The following is a 17,718-nucleotide window of genomic DNA, read 5'->3' on the forward strand; positions in this document are numbered from 1 at the left end:
CTCGCAAACCCGGCTCACTCCTCGCGCTCACGGCGCCACCTCGGTTCGCGACTGCGGGGCTCGCAAACCCGGCTCACTCCTCGCGCTCACGGCGCCACCTCGGTTCGCGACTGCGGGGCTCGCAAACCCGGCTCACTCCTCGCGCTCACGGCGCCGTCTCCACGATGACGTCCAGCGCCCGCTCGAACGCCGTCCGGGGCACCCCCGCGCTCACCGTGAGGCGCAGGCGGGAGCGGCTGTCCGGGGTGGATGGTGGCCGGAAACAGCCCACCGCGACACCCCGGTCCCGGCAGTCCGCGGCCCACGCGGTCGCCGCCTCCGGACCCGGGGCGGTCACCGAGATCACCGCCGCGTCCGGGGCGGAGACGGTCAGCCCGGCCGCTCTCAGCCGACCGACCGCCAGTCCCACCCGGTCGGAGAGTTCGGCGCGCAGGTCGTCGCCGGCCTGGGCGAGCCGCAGCGCCGCGTGCACGCCGGCGGCGACCGCTGGCGGCAGTGCCGTGTCGAAGATGAACGTGCGCCCGGTCTCGACCAGATGCCGGACGAACTCGGCCGGGCCGGCGACAACGCCGCCCGCGCCACCGAGCGCCTTGGACAGGGTGGCGGTGATCACCACGTCCGGCTCGCCGGCCAGCCCGGTGGCCGCCACCGCGCCCGCGCCGGCCGGACCGGTCAGGCCCAGCGCGTGCGCGTCGTCGACCAGCAGCAGCGCGCCGTGACGGCGGGCCACCGCGTGCAGCCGAGCCAGCGGGGCGAGATCACCGTCGACCGAGAACACCGACTCCGTCACCACCACCGCCGGGCGGCCGGGAGCGGCCGCGAGCGCGGCGGCCACCGCGTCGACGTCGGCGTGCGGGGTGACCACCGTCTCCGCACCGGAGATGCGGCAGCCGTCGATCAGCGACGCGTGGTTGTGCGCGTCGGAGACGAGCAGCGTCCGAGGTTGGACGAGCGCCCGCAGCGCGCCGAGGTTGGCGAGGTAGCCGGAGGAGAAGACCAGGGCGCCGTCGGTGCCCAACCAGCGGGCCAGATCCTCCTCCAGCGCCCGGTGCGCGTCGGTGGAGCCCCGGACCAGGCGCGACCCGGTAGCCCCCAGCCCGTACGCCGAGAGGGCCGCCGTGGCCGCGGCGACGACGTCCGGGTGGGTGGCCAGGCCGAGGTAGTCGTTGCCGGCCAGATCGGTCATCTGATCGTCGGCCGGACGCGGATGCAGTCGCCTGGTGAGCCCGGCCTTCGCCCGCAGCTCCGCGCGGCGGTCGAGCGCCGCCAGCCAGTCCGCCACCGTCACCCTCCCCCGCTGTGTGTGCCGGTCAGCCCGACACCCGCCGGGCGAAATTACCACCCGCCGCCATCGGCCCGACGATTCCACTCGGTGCGAGGCACCGACGGGCCGCCAGGTCATTCAGGCTGATCGGAGAGCCTTGTAGGGTACGAGCCATGCCAGAGATCCTCGACCAGGCCCGGACCCAGGTCCTGGGTGACGGTGTCGGCCTCGATCAGGCCGGCATCCTCGCCGTGCTGAACCTGCCCGACGAGCACCTGCCCGCCGCCCTCCAGCTCGCTCACGACGTGCGGATGCGCTGGTGCGGCCCGGAGGTCGAGGTCGAGGGCATCGTCTCGCTCAAGACCGGCGGCTGCCCGGAAGACTGCCACTTCTGCTCGCAGTCGGGCCTGTTCACCTCGCCGGTGCGCTCGGTCTGGCTGGACATCCCGTCGCTGGTCGAGGCGGCGAAGCAGACCGCCGCGACCGGGGCGACCGAGTTCTGCATCGTCGCCGCGGTCCGCGGTCCGGACGCCCGGCTGATGAAGCAGATGCGCGAGGGCGTCGCCGCCATCAAGGCGGCTGTCGACATCCAGGTCGCCGCGTCGCTGGGCATGCTCACCAAGGAGCAGGTCGACGACCTGGTCGACATGGGCGTGCACCGCTACAACCACAACCTGGAGACCTGCAAGTCGTACTTCCCCAACGTGGTCACCACGCACTCGTGGGAGGAGCGCTGGGAGACGCTGCGGATGGTTCGCGACTCCGGCATGGAGGTGTGCTGCGGTGGCATCCTCGGCCTCGGTGAGACCGTCGAGCAGCGGGCCGAGTTCGCCGCGCAGCTCGCCGAGCTGAACCCGCACGAGGTGCCGCTCAACTTCCTCAACCCGCGTCCCGGCACGCCGCTCGGTGACCGTCCGGTGGTGGAGGGCAAGGACGCGCTGCGGGCCATCGCCGCGTTCCGGCTGGCCATGCCGCGCACCATCCTGCGGTACGCCGGTGGCCGCGAGATCACTCTCGGCGACCTCGGCACCCGTGATGGCCTGCTCGGCGGCATCAACGCGGTGATCGTCGGCAACTACCTGACCACGCTGGGTCGACCGGCGACGGCCGACCTGGAGCTGTTGGACGAGTTGAAGATGCCGGTCAAGGCGCTCTCCGCCACGCTGTGACGACAATGACGACGACGGAGCTGTGGTGCGACAGGTGCGGTGAGCCGGCGACGGCCACCGTCCACCCGGCCTGCGCGTCGGCCCGCCAGTTGGAGCCGCCCCGGTTCTGCCCCCGCTGCCGTCGCCGGATGAAGGTTCAGGTGCTGCCGGTGGGCTGGTCGGCGATCTGCGTCGAGCACGGCGAGATGCGGGGCTGAGCCGGATGCTGCGAGGGCGGGCGGTGACACTACGACCGGCGACGGTCGCTGACGTGCCGGCCCTCGCCGCGATCCGGGCCGACCCGGAGGTACGCCGGTGGTGGCGGGGCGGCGACGATCTGGCCGACTCCGTGCGTGCCGACCTCGCCGACGACGACCTGCACGTGTACGCGATCGAGCACGAGGGCCGGGTGGTCGGCGCGATCCAGTGGTACGCCGAGGCGGACCCGGACTACCGGCACGCCAGCCTTGACGTCTTCCTCGACCCGGCGGAGCGCGGCGCCGGCCTCGGTGGTGACGCGATCCGCACCCTGGCCCGACACCTGATCGACGAGTACGGCCACCACCGTTTCACCATCGACCCGGCCGCGGCGAACAGCGCCGCCATCCGGGCGTACGCGAAGGTTGGTTTCCGCCCGGTGGGGGTGCTGCGCCGCTACGAGCGCGGCGCGGACGGCCGCTGGCACGACGGCCTGTTGATGGACCTGCTCGCCGACGACCTCGTGGAGTGACTCAGTCGTCCCACAGCAGGTGGCCGTCGGGCAGTCGGCGGGCGCCCTCGGCCGGCCGGTGCGGGCTGAGGCGGCCGTCCGGCATCAGGTGCGCCACGGAGACTCCGCTGCTCAGCGTCGCGACGTCGGCGATCAACCGCCGGTGGCAGCGCCACCACACGCTCTCACTGCACATGATCGCGGTGGTCCGACGATCCGCCCCGGCGAGCACCTCGGCGAGCGCGTCGTCGAACTCGGCCGTCCGGGTGTGGGCGGCGTACGCCCGGAACGCCGCGACCGTCCACCAGGTGTCCGGCTCCGGCTCCCCGGCCGGGACGTGCCGTCGTCCGCCGAGCCGCGGCTCCCAGCGGTAGTCGATGCCGCACTCGGGCAGCCACCGTTCGAGTTCCTCCCGGCGGACGTCCGGGTTGGTGCGGCTGGCTGGGTATCGCCGCACGTCCACCACCTGGGCGATCCCCGCCCCGGTCAGCAACTCTCCCAGCCGGCCCCGATCGGCCGCGCCGTGCCCGACGGTCAGCAACTCCCGCACGACCGCAGCTTGCCCGGAATCCCCCCGACCTATCCACCCGAGTTCGCCCGCGAGGGTCGGCCATCCAGTTTCCGTCCGCGCGGAACGGTAACTGTCCAAGATCTCGTCGCGGTGCCCCCAGGCGACCAACTTCCAGCCACCTCTGCTTTCGGGCCGCTCAGCGACAGCGATCAGCAGCGGGTTGGTTGACATGAGGAATATAATCGACGCAAATCAATCTGCCTCTGGGCTGAAAGAGCTCCGGCCCCGTCCCTGAACACCGTTAGGAAGGGAAGCTCATGCGCAGATTCACCAGCCGAATCGCTGCGGGTCTCGCCGCCGCTTTGATCACCACACTGACCGTGACGATACCGGCGTCGCCCGCAGCCGCTGTCGAGACGCTCAAGGTTCCCGACACCGGCCTCGTCTTCTACCAGGCCTACACGCAGATCATCGTAGGCAGGCAGGCCACGCGCGACGGCATCTGCCGCCCGGTCCCGGCCGAGGCGATCTGGGCGATCGGCTGGAACGGCTTCGGTTCCGTCTCTGGCTACCGGACCTCCGACTGCACCGGCGCTGCGTCCGAGCTCAACAACTTCCACAGCTGGCCGCACGAGGGCTACTACCTTTCCTACCGGGCCGGCTGACAAGCGTTCCCGGTGGTCGTTCGCGGCCGGCCACCGGGGGACGGTGACCGGCCGCGACTGCCCGGGATGGGCTCAGGACACGGTGCAGGTGGTGTTGTTGACGGTGAAGGCGGTCGGCTTCGGGTTGGCGCCGCTGTACGTGCCGTTGAAGCCGAAGCTCACCGACGCGCCGGCCGCGATCGTGCCGTTGTAGGACAGGTTCGTGGCGGTGACCGCCGCGCCGCTCTGGCTGATCGCCGCCGACCAGCCCTGGCTGACGCTCTGCCCGCCGGGGAAGCTGAACCGCAGGGTCCAGCCGTTGATCGCGGTGGTGCCGGTGTTGGTGATCGACACGTTGGCGGTGAAGCCGCCGCCCCAGTCGGTGGTGGCGTACCCCACAGTGCAGGTACCACCGACCGGCGGGGCCGCGGTGGTCACCGCGACCGGCGTGGACGCCGCGGAGGTGTTGCCCGCCGCGTCCACCGCTACCACGTAGAACTGGTACGCCGTGGAGGCGGTCAACCCGGACACCGCCTGGGTGCTGCCGGTCGGCGAGCCGACAAGCACGTCGGTGGCGCCGGCCTCGCGGTAGACCCGGTAACCGGTGACGCCCACGTTGTCGGTCGACGGGGTCCAGGCCAGGGTGAGACCGGTGGCGGTGACGGCCGAGGCGACCGGCGTGCCGGGGGTGCTCGGCGCTGTGGTGTCGGCGGTGCCGGCCGGCGGCGTGGTCACCGTGAGCTTCGGTGAAGCGGTGGACGTGTTGCCGGCGCCGTCGCGCGCCACGACGGTGAACTCGTACGACGTCGCTGGCAGCAGCGTTGTGATGGTCAACGTCGTGCCGGTGACCGGCCGGACCAGGACCGTGTCGCTGTTGACCTGGACCTCGCGGACGTCGTAGCCGGCCAGGCCACTGCCGCCGCTGTCGGTGGACGGCGCCCAGGTCAGGGTGACAGTGCGGGGGCCGAGGTTGGACGCCACCGGGGTACCCGGGACGGTCGGCTTGGTGGTGTCCGGGACGACCGGGCCCGGCTCCTCGCCCCAGACACGGGTGGCTCCGGAGTAGAGCGGCACCTTCCGGTTGGGCCCGGCGGTGGCCTGGTACGACGGGTCGTTGGTCGGGTCCCAGGTGCCGCCCTCCGGCACGCCGATCTTGAACTGGACCTCCATCCGGTGCTGCGACTGACCCGCCGGAGCGATGGTGTACCCGGCGCAGTCCACCTCGACGTACCAGATGTCGCCGCTGAACTGCTTGGCGGTGGTCGGGGACGGGCAGCCCTGGGTGTAGCCGGCGGTGACCTGCACCGGGCCGGTGCCGTCGGGCCGGAAGTAGTACCGGAACCGGCCGTCGGTCAGCGCGCGGGCCGGGAACGCGGACTTGTTGTAGACCATCACCTTGAGCCCGGTGGCCCGAGGTTCGGCCTGCGTCACTGTGGTCTCCACTGTCAGCTCGTCGATGTCCGGCGTCTCGGCGACCGGGAAGTTCGCCAGCGGCGTGCCGCCGTACTCGGAGGTCAGCCGGACCAGCGCGGACGTGAAGCCGGCGTTGTAGTCGGTGGCCACCTCGTTCATCACGTAGTCCGACCGGCTGTCGCTGTACGCGTCGTTGGCCGAGGACGGGCCGCCGACCAGCGCACCGTAGAGGGTGTGCCGGGTCTCCACCGGCACGGTCTGGCTGTCCCACCAGGAGCCGTGCGCGGTGCGGTGGTGCGGGTTCTTCGGTGCGTTGGCGCCGAACCCGATGACGTAGCTGGAGTTGCGCGGGTTGTCGCCGAGCGCGTAGTTGATCTGCCGGACGGCGAAGTCGTGGTAGCGCGCCTTGCGGGTGGTGTCGGTGGTCTTGTCGCTGTAGACCAGCGCGGCGAAGGACGTGTTCGCGGAGTAGCGCAGCGCGCCCCAGGAGTCGAGCACCGCCATCCCGCCCGGCGAGTACGGCACCCGCTGCCCGTTCACCCCGACGGTCCAGTAGTCAAGCCACCGGTTGGCGTCGTCGACGTACTTCTGTTTGCCGGTCAGGTTGGCCAGCAGCACGTACGCGCCGAACTGCTTGTTGTCCCAGGCGATTGTCCACTTGTAGGAGCGGGTGGTGGTCTGGTTCTCGGTGCCGAGCTTGTCGTACTCACTCTCGGCCTTGGCCAGGTAGCTGGCCTCGCCGGTGGCCCGGTGCAGCCAGATCGCGGCCCAGACCAGCTCGTCCTGCCAGCCACTCCACGAGCGGTAGAAGCTCGTGGCGTCGGTGATGCACTCGTGGTAGGCCTTCCGCACCGTGTCGGCGAAGGTGTAGAGCTGCCGGGCGTGGCCGAGCAGCTTGTCGGCGTAGGCCGCGTCGGTGGGGCGGAACACCATCGAGGAGGCGGCCATCGCGGCCGCCGTCTCCCCCGCCAGGTCCGCGCCGCCACAGCTCGCATCGATCTTGTACGCGGGCCGCGCCATCTGCATCACCTCGGCCGGACCCCACCACTTGTGGTCGTCGTCGCCCTTGCCGACCTGTCCGTAGAGGACGTTGGCCGACGGGTGCGCCTTGATGAAGTAGTCGTTGACGAAGCGCAGGTTGTTGAGCAGGTGCGGCAGTTGCCCGGACGAGGTGTAACCGCTGCGGTATTCGACAGCGCCCCAGGCGAGCATCGTGGCGCTGAACGCCATCGGGAAACCGAACTTGACGTGGTCGCCGGCGTCGTACCAGCCGCCGGTGAGGTCCACGCCCGCGCTGGCGCCGTCGGTGAGCGCGCTGTCTCCGCGCCAGGAGACCCGGTTCCAGTCGGGCAGTGGACCGGACTGCTGCGCCTCGTAGAAGAGCAGTGACTTCTGCAACGCCTCGGCGTAGTTGTAGGTCGCCGCCGGCGCGGCGGAGGCAGGCCCGGACGGTGGCGCGGTCACCGCGAGGGACGCGCCGGTGAGCAGCGCGACGCCGAGGGCCAGCAGCCGCCGCGGCCAGGGCTGGTCGGCGGCCGGCGACCGGCCGGGCTGGCCGCTGAACGGCCGGGTCAGGTGGCGCATGGCGGACTCCTGTCGGAGGCGCCGCCGGCGGTCGCACCGACGCGGGACGGCGTACGGGCGGCACGGCCACCGGCGACAGCGGGGGTGGCGGTGTGACCATGGGTCGTGGAAGCGCTCCCATGGATAAACGACAATGTAATGGGCGGGTCGCTGGTTGGGAAGCCTGCCGATCGGGGCCGACGCGCGCGGCACCACTTCCGTACTCGCGAGTAACCACTGCGGACCATTTCACACCATCGATAGATCTCGATTTATGAAAGACGTTTGCGCAGCTCACGGCGGGAGCGTCCGCGATAGATTTCGCACCGATCGAGCGCTCCGGCGACCAGCCAGACAAACGTACTGTTGCTGACCCGCTACGAAGCGCGAGACAGTACCGCTCACCAGCGGTGCCGTCGACGCCGCCGCTCCCTGGTCAACCCTGAGGAGAAGCGATGGCACTACGACTCGCCGACGACACCGCCTGGGCCGACATCCTGGCCCGCGCGGTGACCGTCGCCCCGGAGGCGTTCGGCCCCGAGGTCGACGGCGTCACCACCCTGCACAACCTGGTCGAGGGCGAATGGCGGGCGGTCGGCCAGCCCGCCCCGGTCCGCACCCCGGTGGACAACACCGTCCTCATCAACCTGCCCCGGGTCGACGCGACCACCGCGCGCGCCGCGGTCGCCCACGCCGCCGCCGCGCACCGGGCCTGGGCCCGGACCCCGCTGGCCGACCGCAGGGCCCGGGTCGCCGAGGCCCTGGACTTGCTCACCGCCCACCGCGACCTGCTCGCCCTGCTGCTGGTGTGGGAGATCGGCAAGCCGTGGCGGCTGGCCTGCGCCGACGTGGACCGGGCGCTCGACGGCGTCCGCTGGTACGCGGGCGAGATCGACCGGATGCTCGCCGACGGCCGCGAGCCGTTGCCCGGCCCGGTCAGCAACATCGCGTCGTGGAACTACCCGATGAGCGTGCTGGTGCACGCCGAACTGGTGCAGCTCCTGGCCGGCAACGCGGTCATCGCCAAGACCCCGTCCCAGGGCGGCGCGGTGTGCCTGACCGTCGCGCACGCGTTGATGCGCCGGGCCGGACTGCCCGCCACGCTCGTCTCCGGCAGCGGCTCGGAACTGTCCGAGGTGCTGGTCCGGGCACCCGAGATCGGCGCTGTGGCATTCGTCGGCGGCCGTTCCAACGGCGGCAAGGTGGCCGCCGCTCTGCTCGACAGCGACAAGCGGCACTTCATCGAGCAGGAGGGCCTCAACGCCTGGGGCATCTGGAACTTCTCCCAGTGGGACCTGCTCGCCACGCACCTCAGGAAGGGCTTCGAGTACGGCAAGCAGCGCTGCACCGCGTACCCCCGGTTCGTCGTGCAGCGCGACCTCGTCGACGAGTTCCTCGACATGTACCTGCCGGTCGTCCGCTCCGTCCGCTTCGGTCACCCGCTCGCCGTCGGTGACGACTGGGCCGCCGGTGACCCGCTGCCCGAGCTGGACTTCGGTCCGCTGATCAGCGCCACCAAGGCCGACGAGCTCCGCCGTACCGTCGACGAGGCCGTCCGTGGCGGCGCGATCCCCCTGCACCGGGGCAAACTCGCCGGCGCGCCGTTCCTGCCCGGGCAGGACACCTCCGCGTACGTGGCGCCGTCGGTGCTGCTCGCCCCGCCCGGACGGTCCCGACTGATGCACGCCGAGCCGTTCGGTCCGGTCGACACGATCGTCGTGGTGGACACCACCGACGAGCTGCTGGCCGCGATGAACGCCTCCAACGGCGCGCTGGTGGCCTCACTCGCCTGCGACGACACCGACGAGGCCGGCAAGCTCGCCGTGGACCTTCAGGCGTTCAAGGTGGGCATCAACAAGCCGCGCTCACGCGGTGACCGCGACGAACCGTTCGGCGGCCGGGGCGCCTCCTGGAAGGGCGCGTTCGTCGGCGGCGACCTGCTGGTGCAGGCCGTCACCGTCGGCGGAGACAGCCGGCTCTACGGCAACTTCCCCGACTACAGCAGCTACCCCAGCACCTGACGACCGGGCCCCTTGTGGAAGCTCGCCGCGCACAAGGGGCTCTCGTCACCACGTACGGTCGGGAGATGGCATTGATCGCACAGCTCTCCCTGGGCGTGGCCGACGCCGAACGGGCCGGAACGTTCTGGGCCGCGGCCCTCGGCTACCGTCGCCGCGAGCCCCGATTCACCGGCGACGAGTGGATCGTGCTGGAGCCGCCGCCCGGGGTGTCGGGCTCAGCCCTCGCGATGGACCTCAGCGAGAGCCCCGTGCGGGAGTTCCCCCGGCTCCACCTGGATCTGGACGCCGGCGACCGACCCCTCGACGAGGAACTCGACCGGCTGCTCGCCCTCGGCGCGCGGATCGTCGACTGGCGGCACTACCCCACCGACCCACACCCGACGGAGCCGCCGTACGTGGTGCTCGCCGACCCGGAGGGCAACCGGTTCTGCGTCTCGGGCCGCCGCGAGCCGCCCGGGCCCTGAGCCGGCCCTAGGCGAACGCGCCCGTCCGGTCCGCCCCGGTGGGGACAGAGAGCGCGACGGTGAGGGTGAGCAGCCCGCCGTCGCGTTCCACAACGGTGGGCCGGCCCAGCCGGTGCAGCGTCCGCAGCATCGGGTCGTTGGTGGCCTGCACGTGCAGCACCAGCGCCGCGTACCCGGACCGGTCGGCGTGCTGAACCACCCGGCGCAGCAACGCCGAGCCGAGCCCACGCCGCTGCCAGTCGTCGCGCACCAGCAGCGCCACCTCCGCCTCGTCGCCCTCGCCAAGCAGGTTCGCCATCGCGACCACCGACTCTGCCGCGCCGTCGGAGCCGGTGGTGCTGGCGATCAGCGTCAGCCCTCGGCTCGGCTCCAGCAGTCGACGCAGGCGGGCCGGCTGCGGCAGCGCCGCCCCGCCCAGGTAACGCCGCTGCCGGCTACACGGCGAGCACGCCTCGTGCAGCTCCACCACGCCGGGCAGATCGTGGGCGCTCGCCGGCCGGACGGCCACCTCCGCGCCGTCGGGCAGCACCACTGTCACCTGTTCGGCGGCCCGGCGCGCCACAGTGGCGGCCAGCTCGACGAGAGCCTGCGCCCGCGCGTACTCCGCCGGGGTGAAGTCGGGCGCGGCCCGGCGCAGCGCGAACGAACCGCCCGCCGGGTCCGCCAACAGCATGCTCGCCCCGGTGATCCCCCGTTCGCCGCCGACCGACGCCGGTCGCCAGCTCACGACGTCGGCGGCGAGCAGCGTCCGCAACGCCTCGCCCGTCGCGTCCGGGTCACGCACCAACCGGTTGGCCAGCCCGAGCACCCGGGTGGGCTGGTCGGCCAGACCACGCGCCTCGCTGCGCGCCACCCAGCAGTCCCGGCCCCGACCCCGCTCGACGGCGGCGATCAGCCCAGCCTCGTCGAGCGCGTCCGGCGCGTCGACCAGGAAGTCGTCCACCGCGCCCTGCTCGGTGGGCTGCACCTGCACGGTGAGGATGTTGACCCCACGCAGCGCGAGGCTCGCCGTGAGCACCGACAGGTAACCCGGTCGGTCGTCCACCGTCGCTCGGATCCGCCACAACGTCATGGTTGGCTCCCTTCCCCGGTAAGAGCCTCACCCCCGCCTGTTGCCGCCCGGTTGCCCAGCGGTGTCGGCCCGGGAACTCCTCGGCCGCTCAGGGGCCGGCGACCACCGGCGGCGAACCGACGAGATCGAGTCGGTCACCGAGGATCACCGCGCAGGCGCGGACGAGCTGGGTGAGCCGATCCACCTCGGTGCTGTGGAACGCCGCGGCGGAGAGGGTGGTCTCGCTGCGCTCACGGGCCACCACCAGCACCAGGCCCGCCCGACCGAACGGCGTGATCGCGTGGTGGGTCCCGTCGGGCGTGGTCATCGACCGACCGCGCAGCGGGGTCACCTCCGGCAACCGCGCGGGTACGGGTGCCCGCCAGCTCGCGTACCCCACGGTCGCCCCGCCGCCCCCGCTGCGCGAGGCCCAGTCGACCGGCACCACGGCGGCCACTGCCCAGTCGGCGGCCAGCAGCCCCGGCACCGCGTCGACCAGGGTGGCCAACCCGTCGGCCGGGTTTGCCGCGACCTGGGCCAACAGCTCCGCGTCCTGGCCGGTGGTGGTGGGCGCGCCGATCGCCCGCCACACACCGTCCACCCGCACCCCCGGTATCGCCGCGAGGCCAGCCAGCAGCCGCTCCACCCGCGCCGCACCCGGCCAGACGACAGTGAAGTCGTCCACCGCGCGCCCGCCGAGCCGTTCGAGGACCACCACCTGGACGATGTCCGCCCCGGAGACGCCCAAGGTGCGGGCGACCTGACCGAGGGTGCCCGGACGGTCCGGCAGGGTGACCCGAACTCGCAGCAACATGTCTGTCCCTCCGCTCGGCGGGCCGGCAGAGAAGCGACCGGCAGGCTGACCACAGCCTGGTAGTTGACCATTTCGTCCCTGTTGCAAGGGCATGTCCCAAGCGGAAATTCTGACCTTGACAACGTGAGCGGGCTGCCATCAACTAGTCCGATGAGCGATCCGGCCGTCGACGAGTCACGGCCGGAGGCCACGGCCGTCTCCCCAGCGGGGCTGGCCCTTGACCGTCTCGCCGACCATCTGGCACAGCACCGACCCGAGCTGGCCGTCGGGCCGCTGCGGGCACAGCTGATCGCGGGCGGCAAGTCCAACCTCACCTACCTGCTGCGCCTCGGCGACCGCGAGGTGGTGCTGCGCCGCCCCCCGCTGGGCCACGTGCTGGCGACCGCGCACGACATGGCGCGCGAGTTCCGGGTCATCTCGGCGCTGGCGCCGACCGAGGTGCCGGTCCCGGGCGCAATGCTGCTCTGCACCGACCCCGAGGTGATCGGCGCGCCGTTCTACCTCATGGAGCGGATGCCCGGCGAGGTGTTCCGCACCCGCGCGCAGACCGACCCGCTGGGCGACGAGCGCCGCCGCGCACTCGCCATGGCGATGATGGACACCCTCGCGGCGCTGCACAGCGTCGACCCGTCGAGCGTCGGGTTGGCTGACTTCGGCCGCCCCGAGGGCTACCTCGCCCGGCAGGTCCGCCGCTGGTCCGGGCAGCTCGACCGCTCCCGCAGCCGGCCGCTGCCCGGCATCGACGAGCTGCGTGACCTGCTCGCGGCGACCGCACCGGAGGGCGCGAACGCCGGCCGGATCGTGCACGGCGACTACCGGCTGGACAACCTCCTCGCCTCAGCCGACCCGGTGGCCGTGCACGCGGTGCTCGACTGGGAGATGGCCACCCTCGGCGACCCCCTCGCCGATCTGGGGCTGCTGCTGACCTACTGGGACGTGCTCGGTGGCAGCGACACCGCCGCGGGCAACCCCGTCGCCGACGGGCTCGGCCCGCGCGCCGGCTTCCCCACCGGCAGCGAGCTGATCGACAGGTACGCCGGCCGCAGCGATGTCGACGTCGGGCCGCTGCACTGGCACGTGGCGCTGGGCTGTTTCAAGCTCGCGGTCATCTGCGAGGGCATCCACTACCGCCACACGCTCGGGCAGACGCTCGGCGAGGGCTTCGACCGGATCGGCGAGATGGTGGCACCGCTGGTCGCGCACGGACTGACCGCCGCCAGGGAGCGGTGATGGACTTCTCATACGACAGCCGGACCGAAGAGCTGCGCGCCGAGCTGACCCGGTTCCTGACCGAGCACGTCTACCCGGCCGAGGCCGTGCACGCCGAACAGGTGGCCGCCGGGGAGCCGTGGTCGCGTACCCCGGTGTTGGCCGAACTGAAGACGGAGGCCCGCAAGCGCGGCCTGTGGAACCTCTTCCTGCCCGACCCGCGTTACGGCGCCGGCCTGACCAACCTCCAGTACGCCCCCCTGGCCGAGCTGACCGGGCGCAGCCCGCACCTCGCGCCGGAGGCGGTCAACTGCGCGGCACCGGACACCGGCAACATGGAGTTGCTGGCCGAGTTCGGTTCGGAGGCGCAGCAACAGCGCTGGCTGATGCCGCTGCTGGAGGGCGAGATCCGCTCGGCCTTCTGCATGACCGAGCCGGATGTCGCCTCCTCCGACGCCACCAACATCGCCACCCGGATCACCCGCGACGGCGACGAGTACGTGATCAACGGACGAAAGTGGTGGTCGTCCGGGGCCATGGACCCGCGCTGCGAGATCTTCATCGTGATGGGCAAGACCGACCCCACCGCTGACCGGCACCGCCAGCAGAGCATGGTGCTGGTCCCCCGGGACACCCCCGGGGTGACAGTGCGCCGGGGCATGACCGTCTTCGGCTACACCGACGGTTCGCACGGCGGGCACGCCGAGATCGACTTCACCGACGTCCGGGTGCCAGCGGAGAACCTGATCGGTGCCGAGGGCACCGGCTTCGCCATCGCCCAGGCCCGGCTCGGGCCGGGCCGGATCCACCACTGCATGCGATTGATCGGAATGGCCGAACGCGCCCTTGAGTTGCTCTGCCGCCGCGCCAACGAACGGATCGCGTTCGGCCGACCGCTGGCCGAGCAGGGCGTGGTCCGGGAGTGGATCGCCGAGTCCCGGGTCCGCATCGAGCAGGCCCGGCTGCTGGTGCTCAAGACTGCCTGGCTGATGGACACCGTCGGCAACAAGGGCGCACACACCGAGATCCAGGCCATCAAGATCGGCACGCCGGCGATGGCGGAGTGGGTGATCGACAAGGCTATTCAGGGGTACGGCGGCGCCGGCGTCAGCCAGGACACGCCACTGGCCGCCCTCTGGGCGCAGACCCGCACCCTGCGCCTGGCCGACGGGCCCGACGAGGTGCACCGCAACTCCCTGGCCAAGCGCGAACTACGCCGCTGGGCCCCGTAACCCCGCCCACACCCCGCCCCGCCCCGCGCTCGCGCCGCCCCTGCACCCTGCCCCGCGCCCACCGCACCCGCACGTCCCGCGCCCGCACGCCACCACACCCCAAGATCGCGCCCGATCCTGGATGTAGTGGTGTGCGCTCGCCCGAAGGCCACTACATCCAGGAACGAGCGCGACCTTCCCCGCCAGCCTTCGTGATCATGAGGTTGACGGGCTGGAATGCCGGAAATGTCCAGACCAACCCCATGATCGACACCGGGTGGGCGGGGTGGGGGTGGGGTTAGGCGGAGGCTCGGTGGATCAGTTGGGTGTCCAGGAGGATGTGGGAGGCGGGTAGCTCCTCGCCACGGATCCGGGCCACCAGCAGGCGGGCCATCTGCCGGCCCATCTCCTCCACCGGCTGGAAGACAGTGGTCAGCGGCGGCTCAGCCTGTCGGGCGATGGTCGCGTCGTCGAAGCCGATCACCGCGACGTCCTCGGGCACACGCCGGCCGGCCTCCCGCAGGGTACGCAGCGCGCCGAACGCCATGAGGTCGGACGCGACGAAGACCGCGTCCAGGTCCGGGCAGACATCCAGCAGTCGGCGCATTCCGGCAGCGCCGCTGCCCTCGCTGAAGTCGCCGTACGCGATCAGGTCGGGGTTGACGCTGGCGCCGGTGGCCTTGACCGCATCGGTGTAGCCAGCCAGACGGGCCAGCCCGGCACCCATGTCCTGCGGACCGGCGATGGTGGCGACGCGCCGCCGGCCCTGTCTCGCCAGGTACTCCACCGCCTGCCGGGCCCCGCCAACGTTGTCCACGTCGACAAACCAGGCCGGTTGGGCGCCGGGTTGCAGCATCCGGGCGGGCCGACCGCCGAGCACGGCGGGCAGGCCGCGCTCCTCCAGCAGCGTCGGCAGCGGGTCGGAGTCGTGCAACGACAGCAGCAGTACGCCGTCGACGTGCTGGTTGGTGAGGTGGTGCTCGACGCGCTCCCGTTCCACCGGCGACTGGGCCATGGCCAGCCAGAGCTGCATCGGCGTCTCCAGCAGCCCGGAGCTGATCCCCCGCACGATGGAGGCGAAGAACGGCTCGGTGAAGACCCGCTCGCCGGATTCGGACACCACCAACGCGACGGAGTCGGTCCGCTGGGTGACGAGCGCACGGGCGGCCCGGTTCGGCACGTACCCCAGCTCTGCGATGGCCTGTTGGACCGCGGCCCGGGCCTCCGGGCTGACCTGGGGCGAGCCGTTGACCACGCGGGAGACTGTGCCCCGACCGACGCCGGCACGCGCCGCGACCGCGTCGAGGGTCGGGCGCCCGAGCGACCGGGTGCGCTGCGTTGTCATCGTGTGCTCCTCCGACGGCGGGCGGACCCGGCGCCACCTGCGGGAGGTGGACGCCGGGGCCGTCCTGATGGCTGGCCCGAGCCTATTGTGCGGCCAGACCGTTGCGCCGGATCACCGAGGCGTACCACTTGGCGCTGGACTTGGGGGTGCGGACCTGACTGTCGTAGTCGACGTGGATCATGCCGAACCGCTTGGTGTAACCCCAGGCCCATTCGAAATTATCCATCAGCGACCAGGCAAAGTATCCCCGCAGAGGCACTCCGGCGTCGATCGCCTCGTGGGCGGCGCGCAGGTGGGCATCGAAGTAGGCCAGCCGATCGACGTCGTCGACCTGCCCGTCGACCATCGAGTCGACGAACGCGGAGCCGTTTTCGGTGACGTACAGGGGCAGCTCGGTGTAGTCGTGCACCCGGCGCAGCGTCTCGGTCAGACCCGGGGCGTCGATCTCCCAGCCCATGTCCGTGACCGGAACGCCACGGCTGACGAACCGGACGTCCTCGCTGCCCGGCCAGCACGAGGGGGCCGGGTCGGCCTCCACGCCCTCGACCGGCGCGGCGACCACGTGCCGGCTGTAGTAGTTGACCCCGACCAGGTCCAGCGGCGTGGAGATGGTCGCCAGGTCGCCGTCGTGCACGTGCTCGAAGTCGGTCACCGTGCTGAGGTCGGCCACCAGGTCCTCCGGGTACGACCCCCGCAGCAGCGGGTCCAGGAAGAACCGGTTGGCCAAACCGTCGATACGCCGCGCCGCGTCCACGTCGGCGGGGCTGTCGCTGGCCGGGTCGACCGGGTAGAGGTTGACTGTCACGCCCACCTCGGCGCCCGGCCGGGAGGCCCGCAGTGCCTGCACGGCCAGGCCGTGACCGAGCATCAGGTGGTGGCCGGCGCGCACCGCGTCCGCTCCGTCGGTGCGGCCGGGGGCGTGCACGCCGGAGCCGTAGCCGAGGAACGCCGAGCACCACGGCTCGTTCAGCGTGGTCCAGTAGCGCACCCGGTCACCGAGCGCGTCGGCCATCAGGGTGGTGTAGTCGGCGAAGCGGGCCGCAGTGTCCCGGGCCGGCCAACCGCCGGCGTCTTCGAGCGGCTGCGGCAGATCCCAGTGGTAGAGGGTGAGCCACGGCTCGATGCCGTTGGCCAGCAGCTCGTCCACGAGTCGCCGGTAGAAGTCCAGGCCCTGCGGGTTGGCCGCGCCGACGCCGCCGGGCTGCACCCGGGACCAGGAGACCGAGAAACGGTACGACTTGAGGCCCAGCTCGGCCATCAGCGCGACGTCCTCGCCGAGGCGGTGGTAGTGGTCGCACGCCACATCGCCGGTGTGCCCGGAGAGGACGCGGCCGTCGGTGTGGCTGAAGGTGTCCCAGATCGACGGGGTGCGGCCGTCCACGGCTGCCGCCCCCTCGATCTGGTATGCCGCCGTCGCGGCCCCCCAGAGGAATCCGGGTGGAAAGGTCAGCCCGGGACGCTCGTCGAGGACGTCGACGGCGGGTGGGCTGGCGGGGTTGCTCACGACTTGACGGCACCTTCCATGATCCCGCCGATGATCTGGCGGCCGAACACGAGAAAGACGATTACCAGGGGGATGGTGCCGATCGCCGTGGCGGCGAACACCTGGGAATAGTCGGTGTAGTAGGCGTACGAGAGGAAGGAGAGCGAGACCTGGAGGGTCGGGTTCTCCGGGGTGAGGATGGCGTACGGCCAGAGGAACGAGTTCCAGGTCTCCATGAAGGTCAGCAGACCGAGCACGCCGGCGGCGGGACGCAGCGCGGGCAGCACGATGCTCCAGTAGATCCGGAACGTGCTGGCCCCGTCGACGCGACCGGCCTCGATCAGCTCGTCGGAGATCGCCTGGCTGGCGTACTGCCGCATCATGAACACGCCGAAGGCGGTGACCAGGAACGGCACGGTGACCGCGTAGAGCGTGTCGTACCACCCCAGGTCCTGCATCATGCCCCAGAGCGGGATGAGCCCCATCTGGGTCGGGATCATCATGGTGACGATGATCGCCAGCAGGAGGGCGTTGCTGCCGCGGAACTTCAGCTTGGCGAAGGCGAACCCGGCCAGCGAACCGGTGAGCACCACCGACAGGGTGACCACCGAGGAGACGATGATCGAGTTCATCATGCCGGTGAGGAAGTTGGCGGCGTCGTTGTCGAGCACCCGCTGGAAGTTGTCACCGAACGCGCCACCGGGGGTCAGCGGCGGCGGCACGTCGTTGATGTTGTCCAGGCTGCGGCTGCCGATCACCAGCATGTAGTAGAACGGGTAGATCGACAGCAGTGCCGCCAGGACGAGCGCCAGGTAGGTCAGCGGGCTGGTGCGCCACAGGCGCTGGGAAGCCGAGATCATCGATCTCT

16 protein-coding genes are annotated in these 17,718 nt (G+C 71.6%); 8 read left to right on the forward strand and 8 right to left on the reverse strand.

The genetic code is table 11. The features are described 5' to 3' along the window. Positions 1-145: 145 nt before the first annotated feature. Positions 146-1,282: an 8-amino-7-oxononanoate synthase gene (locus tag AB0B68_RS20640; protein ID WP_357261825.1), complete on the reverse strand. Its 1,137-nt coding sequence runs from the start codon at positions 1,280-1,282 to the stop codon at positions 146-148. A gap of 155 nt (positions 1,283-1,437) precedes the next feature. Here AB0B68_RS20640 and bioB point away from each other — a divergent pair, with 155 nt between their 5' ends. The 3 genes from bioB to AB0B68_RS20655 are packed head-to-tail and all read left to right on the forward strand — an operon-like array spanning position 1,438 to position 3,142. Beyond that, positions 1,438-2,433, forward strand: a complete 996-nt coding sequence (gene bioB, locus AB0B68_RS20645) for a biotin synthase BioB (RefSeq protein WP_124819840.1) — start codon at positions 1,438-1,440, stop codon at positions 2,431-2,433. Between the two features lie 5 nt (positions 2,434-2,438). Continuing rightward, a complete protein-coding gene (locus AB0B68_RS20650) occupies positions 2,439-2,630 on the forward strand; it encodes a hypothetical protein (RefSeq protein WP_355007073.1) in 192 nt (63 codons plus the stop codon). Positions 2,631-2,635: 5 nt separating this feature from the next. Beyond that, positions 2,636-3,142: a GNAT family protein gene (locus tag AB0B68_RS20655; protein WP_357205284.1), complete on the forward strand. Its 507-nt coding sequence runs from the start codon at positions 2,636-2,638 to the stop codon at positions 3,140-3,142. A gap of 1 nt (position 3,143) precedes the next feature. Here the strand turns inward: AB0B68_RS20655 and AB0B68_RS20660 are convergent, their stop codons facing one another. Next, positions 3,144-3,671 (reverse strand): DUF488 domain-containing protein, encoded by a 528-nt coding sequence (locus AB0B68_RS20660; RefSeq protein ID WP_357205281.1) that lies wholly within the window; start codon positions 3,669-3,671, stop codon positions 3,144-3,146. Positions 3,672-3,949: 278 nt separating this feature from the next. Here AB0B68_RS20660 and AB0B68_RS20665 point away from each other — a divergent pair, with 278 nt between their 5' ends. Beyond that, a complete protein-coding gene (locus tag AB0B68_RS20665; RefSeq protein WP_357205279.1) occupies positions 3,950-4,297 on the forward strand; it encodes a hypothetical protein in 348 nt (115 codons plus the stop codon). Positions 4,298-4,369: 72 nt separating this feature from the next. On the opposite strand, the gene AB0B68_RS20670 is transcribed toward AB0B68_RS20665, so the two are convergent. Further along, a complete protein-coding gene (locus tag AB0B68_RS20670) occupies positions 4,370-7,273 on the reverse strand; it encodes a glycoside hydrolase family 9 protein (protein WP_357261828.1) in 2,904 nt (967 codons plus the stop codon). 434 nt (positions 7,274-7,707) lie between these two features. Here AB0B68_RS20670 and AB0B68_RS20675 point away from each other — a divergent pair, with 434 nt between their 5' ends. Both AB0B68_RS20675 and AB0B68_RS20680 read left to right on the forward strand, forming a co-directional pair. After that, on the forward strand, positions 7,708-9,273 hold the full coding sequence (locus tag AB0B68_RS20675; protein ID WP_357261831.1) for an aldehyde dehydrogenase family protein: 1,566 nt from the start codon (positions 7,708-7,710) through the stop codon (positions 9,271-9,273). Positions 9,274-9,338: 65 nt separating this feature from the next. Then, a complete protein-coding gene (locus tag AB0B68_RS20680) occupies positions 9,339-9,737 on the forward strand; it encodes a VOC family protein (RefSeq protein WP_357261834.1) in 399 nt (132 codons plus the stop codon). 7 nt (positions 9,738-9,744) lie between these two features. On the opposite strand, the gene AB0B68_RS20685 is transcribed toward AB0B68_RS20680, so the two are convergent. Continuing rightward, entirely contained in the window at positions 9,745-10,809 is a 1,065-nt protein-coding gene (locus tag AB0B68_RS20685; RefSeq protein ID WP_357261836.1) for a GNAT family N-acetyltransferase, read from the reverse strand. An 88-nt stretch (positions 10,810-10,897) separates the two neighbouring features. Further along, complete coding sequence (locus tag AB0B68_RS20690) at positions 10,898-11,602, reverse strand: amino acid-binding protein (protein WP_357205263.1); 705 nt, start codon at positions 11,600-11,602, stop codon at positions 10,898-10,900. A 150-nt stretch (positions 11,603-11,752) separates the two neighbouring features. On the opposite strand from AB0B68_RS20690, the gene AB0B68_RS20695 reads away from it, so the two are divergent. After that, complete coding sequence (locus AB0B68_RS20695) at positions 11,753-12,832, forward strand: phosphotransferase family protein (protein ID WP_357261839.1); 1,080 nt, start codon at positions 11,753-11,755, stop codon at positions 12,830-12,832. After that, positions 12,832-14,043 carry an acyl-CoA dehydrogenase family protein gene (locus AB0B68_RS20700; protein ID WP_357261842.1) on the forward strand — a complete coding sequence of 404 codons (1,212 nt, stop codon included), beginning with the start codon at positions 12,832-12,834 and terminating at the stop codon, positions 14,041-14,043. The genes AB0B68_RS20695 and AB0B68_RS20700 overlap by 1 nt, the downstream gene beginning before the upstream one ends. A gap of 277 nt (positions 14,044-14,320) precedes the next feature. On the opposite strand, the gene AB0B68_RS20705 is transcribed toward AB0B68_RS20700, so the two are convergent. The 3 genes from AB0B68_RS20705 to AB0B68_RS20715 form a co-directional block, all read right to left on the reverse strand. After that, on the reverse strand, positions 14,321-15,367 hold the full coding sequence (locus AB0B68_RS20705) for a LacI family DNA-binding transcriptional regulator (RefSeq protein ID WP_355009408.1): 1,047 nt from the start codon (positions 15,365-15,367) through the stop codon (positions 14,321-14,323). An 82-nt stretch (positions 15,368-15,449) separates the two neighbouring features. Further along, positions 15,450-16,871 (reverse strand): GH1 family beta-glucosidase, encoded by a 1,422-nt coding sequence (locus AB0B68_RS20710; RefSeq protein WP_357206992.1) that lies wholly within the window; start codon positions 16,869-16,871, stop codon positions 15,450-15,452. Further along, entirely contained in the window at positions 16,868-17,710 is an 843-nt protein-coding gene (locus tag AB0B68_RS20715) for a carbohydrate ABC transporter permease (protein WP_357206990.1), read from the reverse strand. The genes AB0B68_RS20710 and AB0B68_RS20715 overlap by 4 nt, the downstream gene beginning before the upstream one ends. Positions 17,711-17,718 lie beyond the last annotated feature (8 nt).

It is taken from the genome of Micromonospora sp. NPDC049049 (assembly GCF_040649115.1).
Classification (GTDB): Bacteria; Actinomycetota; Actinomycetes; order Mycobacteriales; family Micromonosporaceae; genus Micromonospora.

What these genes read in the sequence shown, in the direction of transcription:
- AB0B68_RS20650 (WP_355007073.1), top strand. Translation starts at nt 2,439, where the DNA reads ATGACGACGACGGAGCTGTGGTGCGACAGGTGCGGTGAGCCGGCGACG.
- AB0B68_RS20690 (WP_357205263.1), bottom strand. Translation starts at nt 11,602, where the DNA reads ATGTTGCTGCGAGTTCGGGTCACCCTGCCGGACCGTCCGGGCACCCTC.
- AB0B68_RS20695 (WP_357261839.1), top strand. Translation starts at nt 11,753, where the DNA reads ATGAGCGATCCGGCCGTCGACGAGTCACGGCCGGAGGCCACGGCCGTC.
- AB0B68_RS20670 (WP_357261828.1), bottom strand. Translation starts at nt 7,273, where the DNA reads ATGCGCCACCTGACCCGGCCGTTCAGCGGCCAGCCCGGCCGGTCGCCG.
- AB0B68_RS20680 (WP_357261834.1), top strand. Translation starts at nt 9,339, where the DNA reads ATGGCATTGATCGCACAGCTCTCCCTGGGCGTGGCCGACGCCGAACGG.
- AB0B68_RS20665 (WP_357205279.1), top strand. Translation starts at nt 3,950, where the DNA reads ATGCGCAGATTCACCAGCCGAATCGCTGCGGGTCTCGCCGCCGCTTTG.
- AB0B68_RS20715 (WP_357206990.1), bottom strand. Translation starts at nt 17,710, where the DNA reads ATGATCTCGGCTTCCCAGCGCCTGTGGCGCACCAGCCCGCTGACCTAC.
- bioB (WP_124819840.1), top strand. Translation starts at nt 1,438, where the DNA reads ATGCCAGAGATCCTCGACCAGGCCCGGACCCAGGTCCTGGGTGACGGT.
- AB0B68_RS20700 (WP_357261842.1), top strand. Translation starts at nt 12,832, where the DNA reads ATGGACTTCTCATACGACAGCCGGACCGAAGAGCTGCGCGCCGAGCTG.
- AB0B68_RS20655 (WP_357205284.1), top strand. Translation starts at nt 2,636, where the DNA reads ATGCTGCGAGGGCGGGCGGTGACACTACGACCGGCGACGGTCGCTGAC.
- AB0B68_RS20685 (WP_357261836.1), bottom strand. Translation starts at nt 10,809, where the DNA reads ATGACGTTGTGGCGGATCCGAGCGACGGTGGACGACCGACCGGGTTAC.
- AB0B68_RS20705 (WP_355009408.1), bottom strand. Translation starts at nt 15,367, where the DNA reads ATGACAACGCAGCGCACCCGGTCGCTCGGGCGCCCGACCCTCGACGCG.
- AB0B68_RS20675 (WP_357261831.1), top strand. Translation starts at nt 7,708, where the DNA reads ATGGCACTACGACTCGCCGACGACACCGCCTGGGCCGACATCCTGGCC.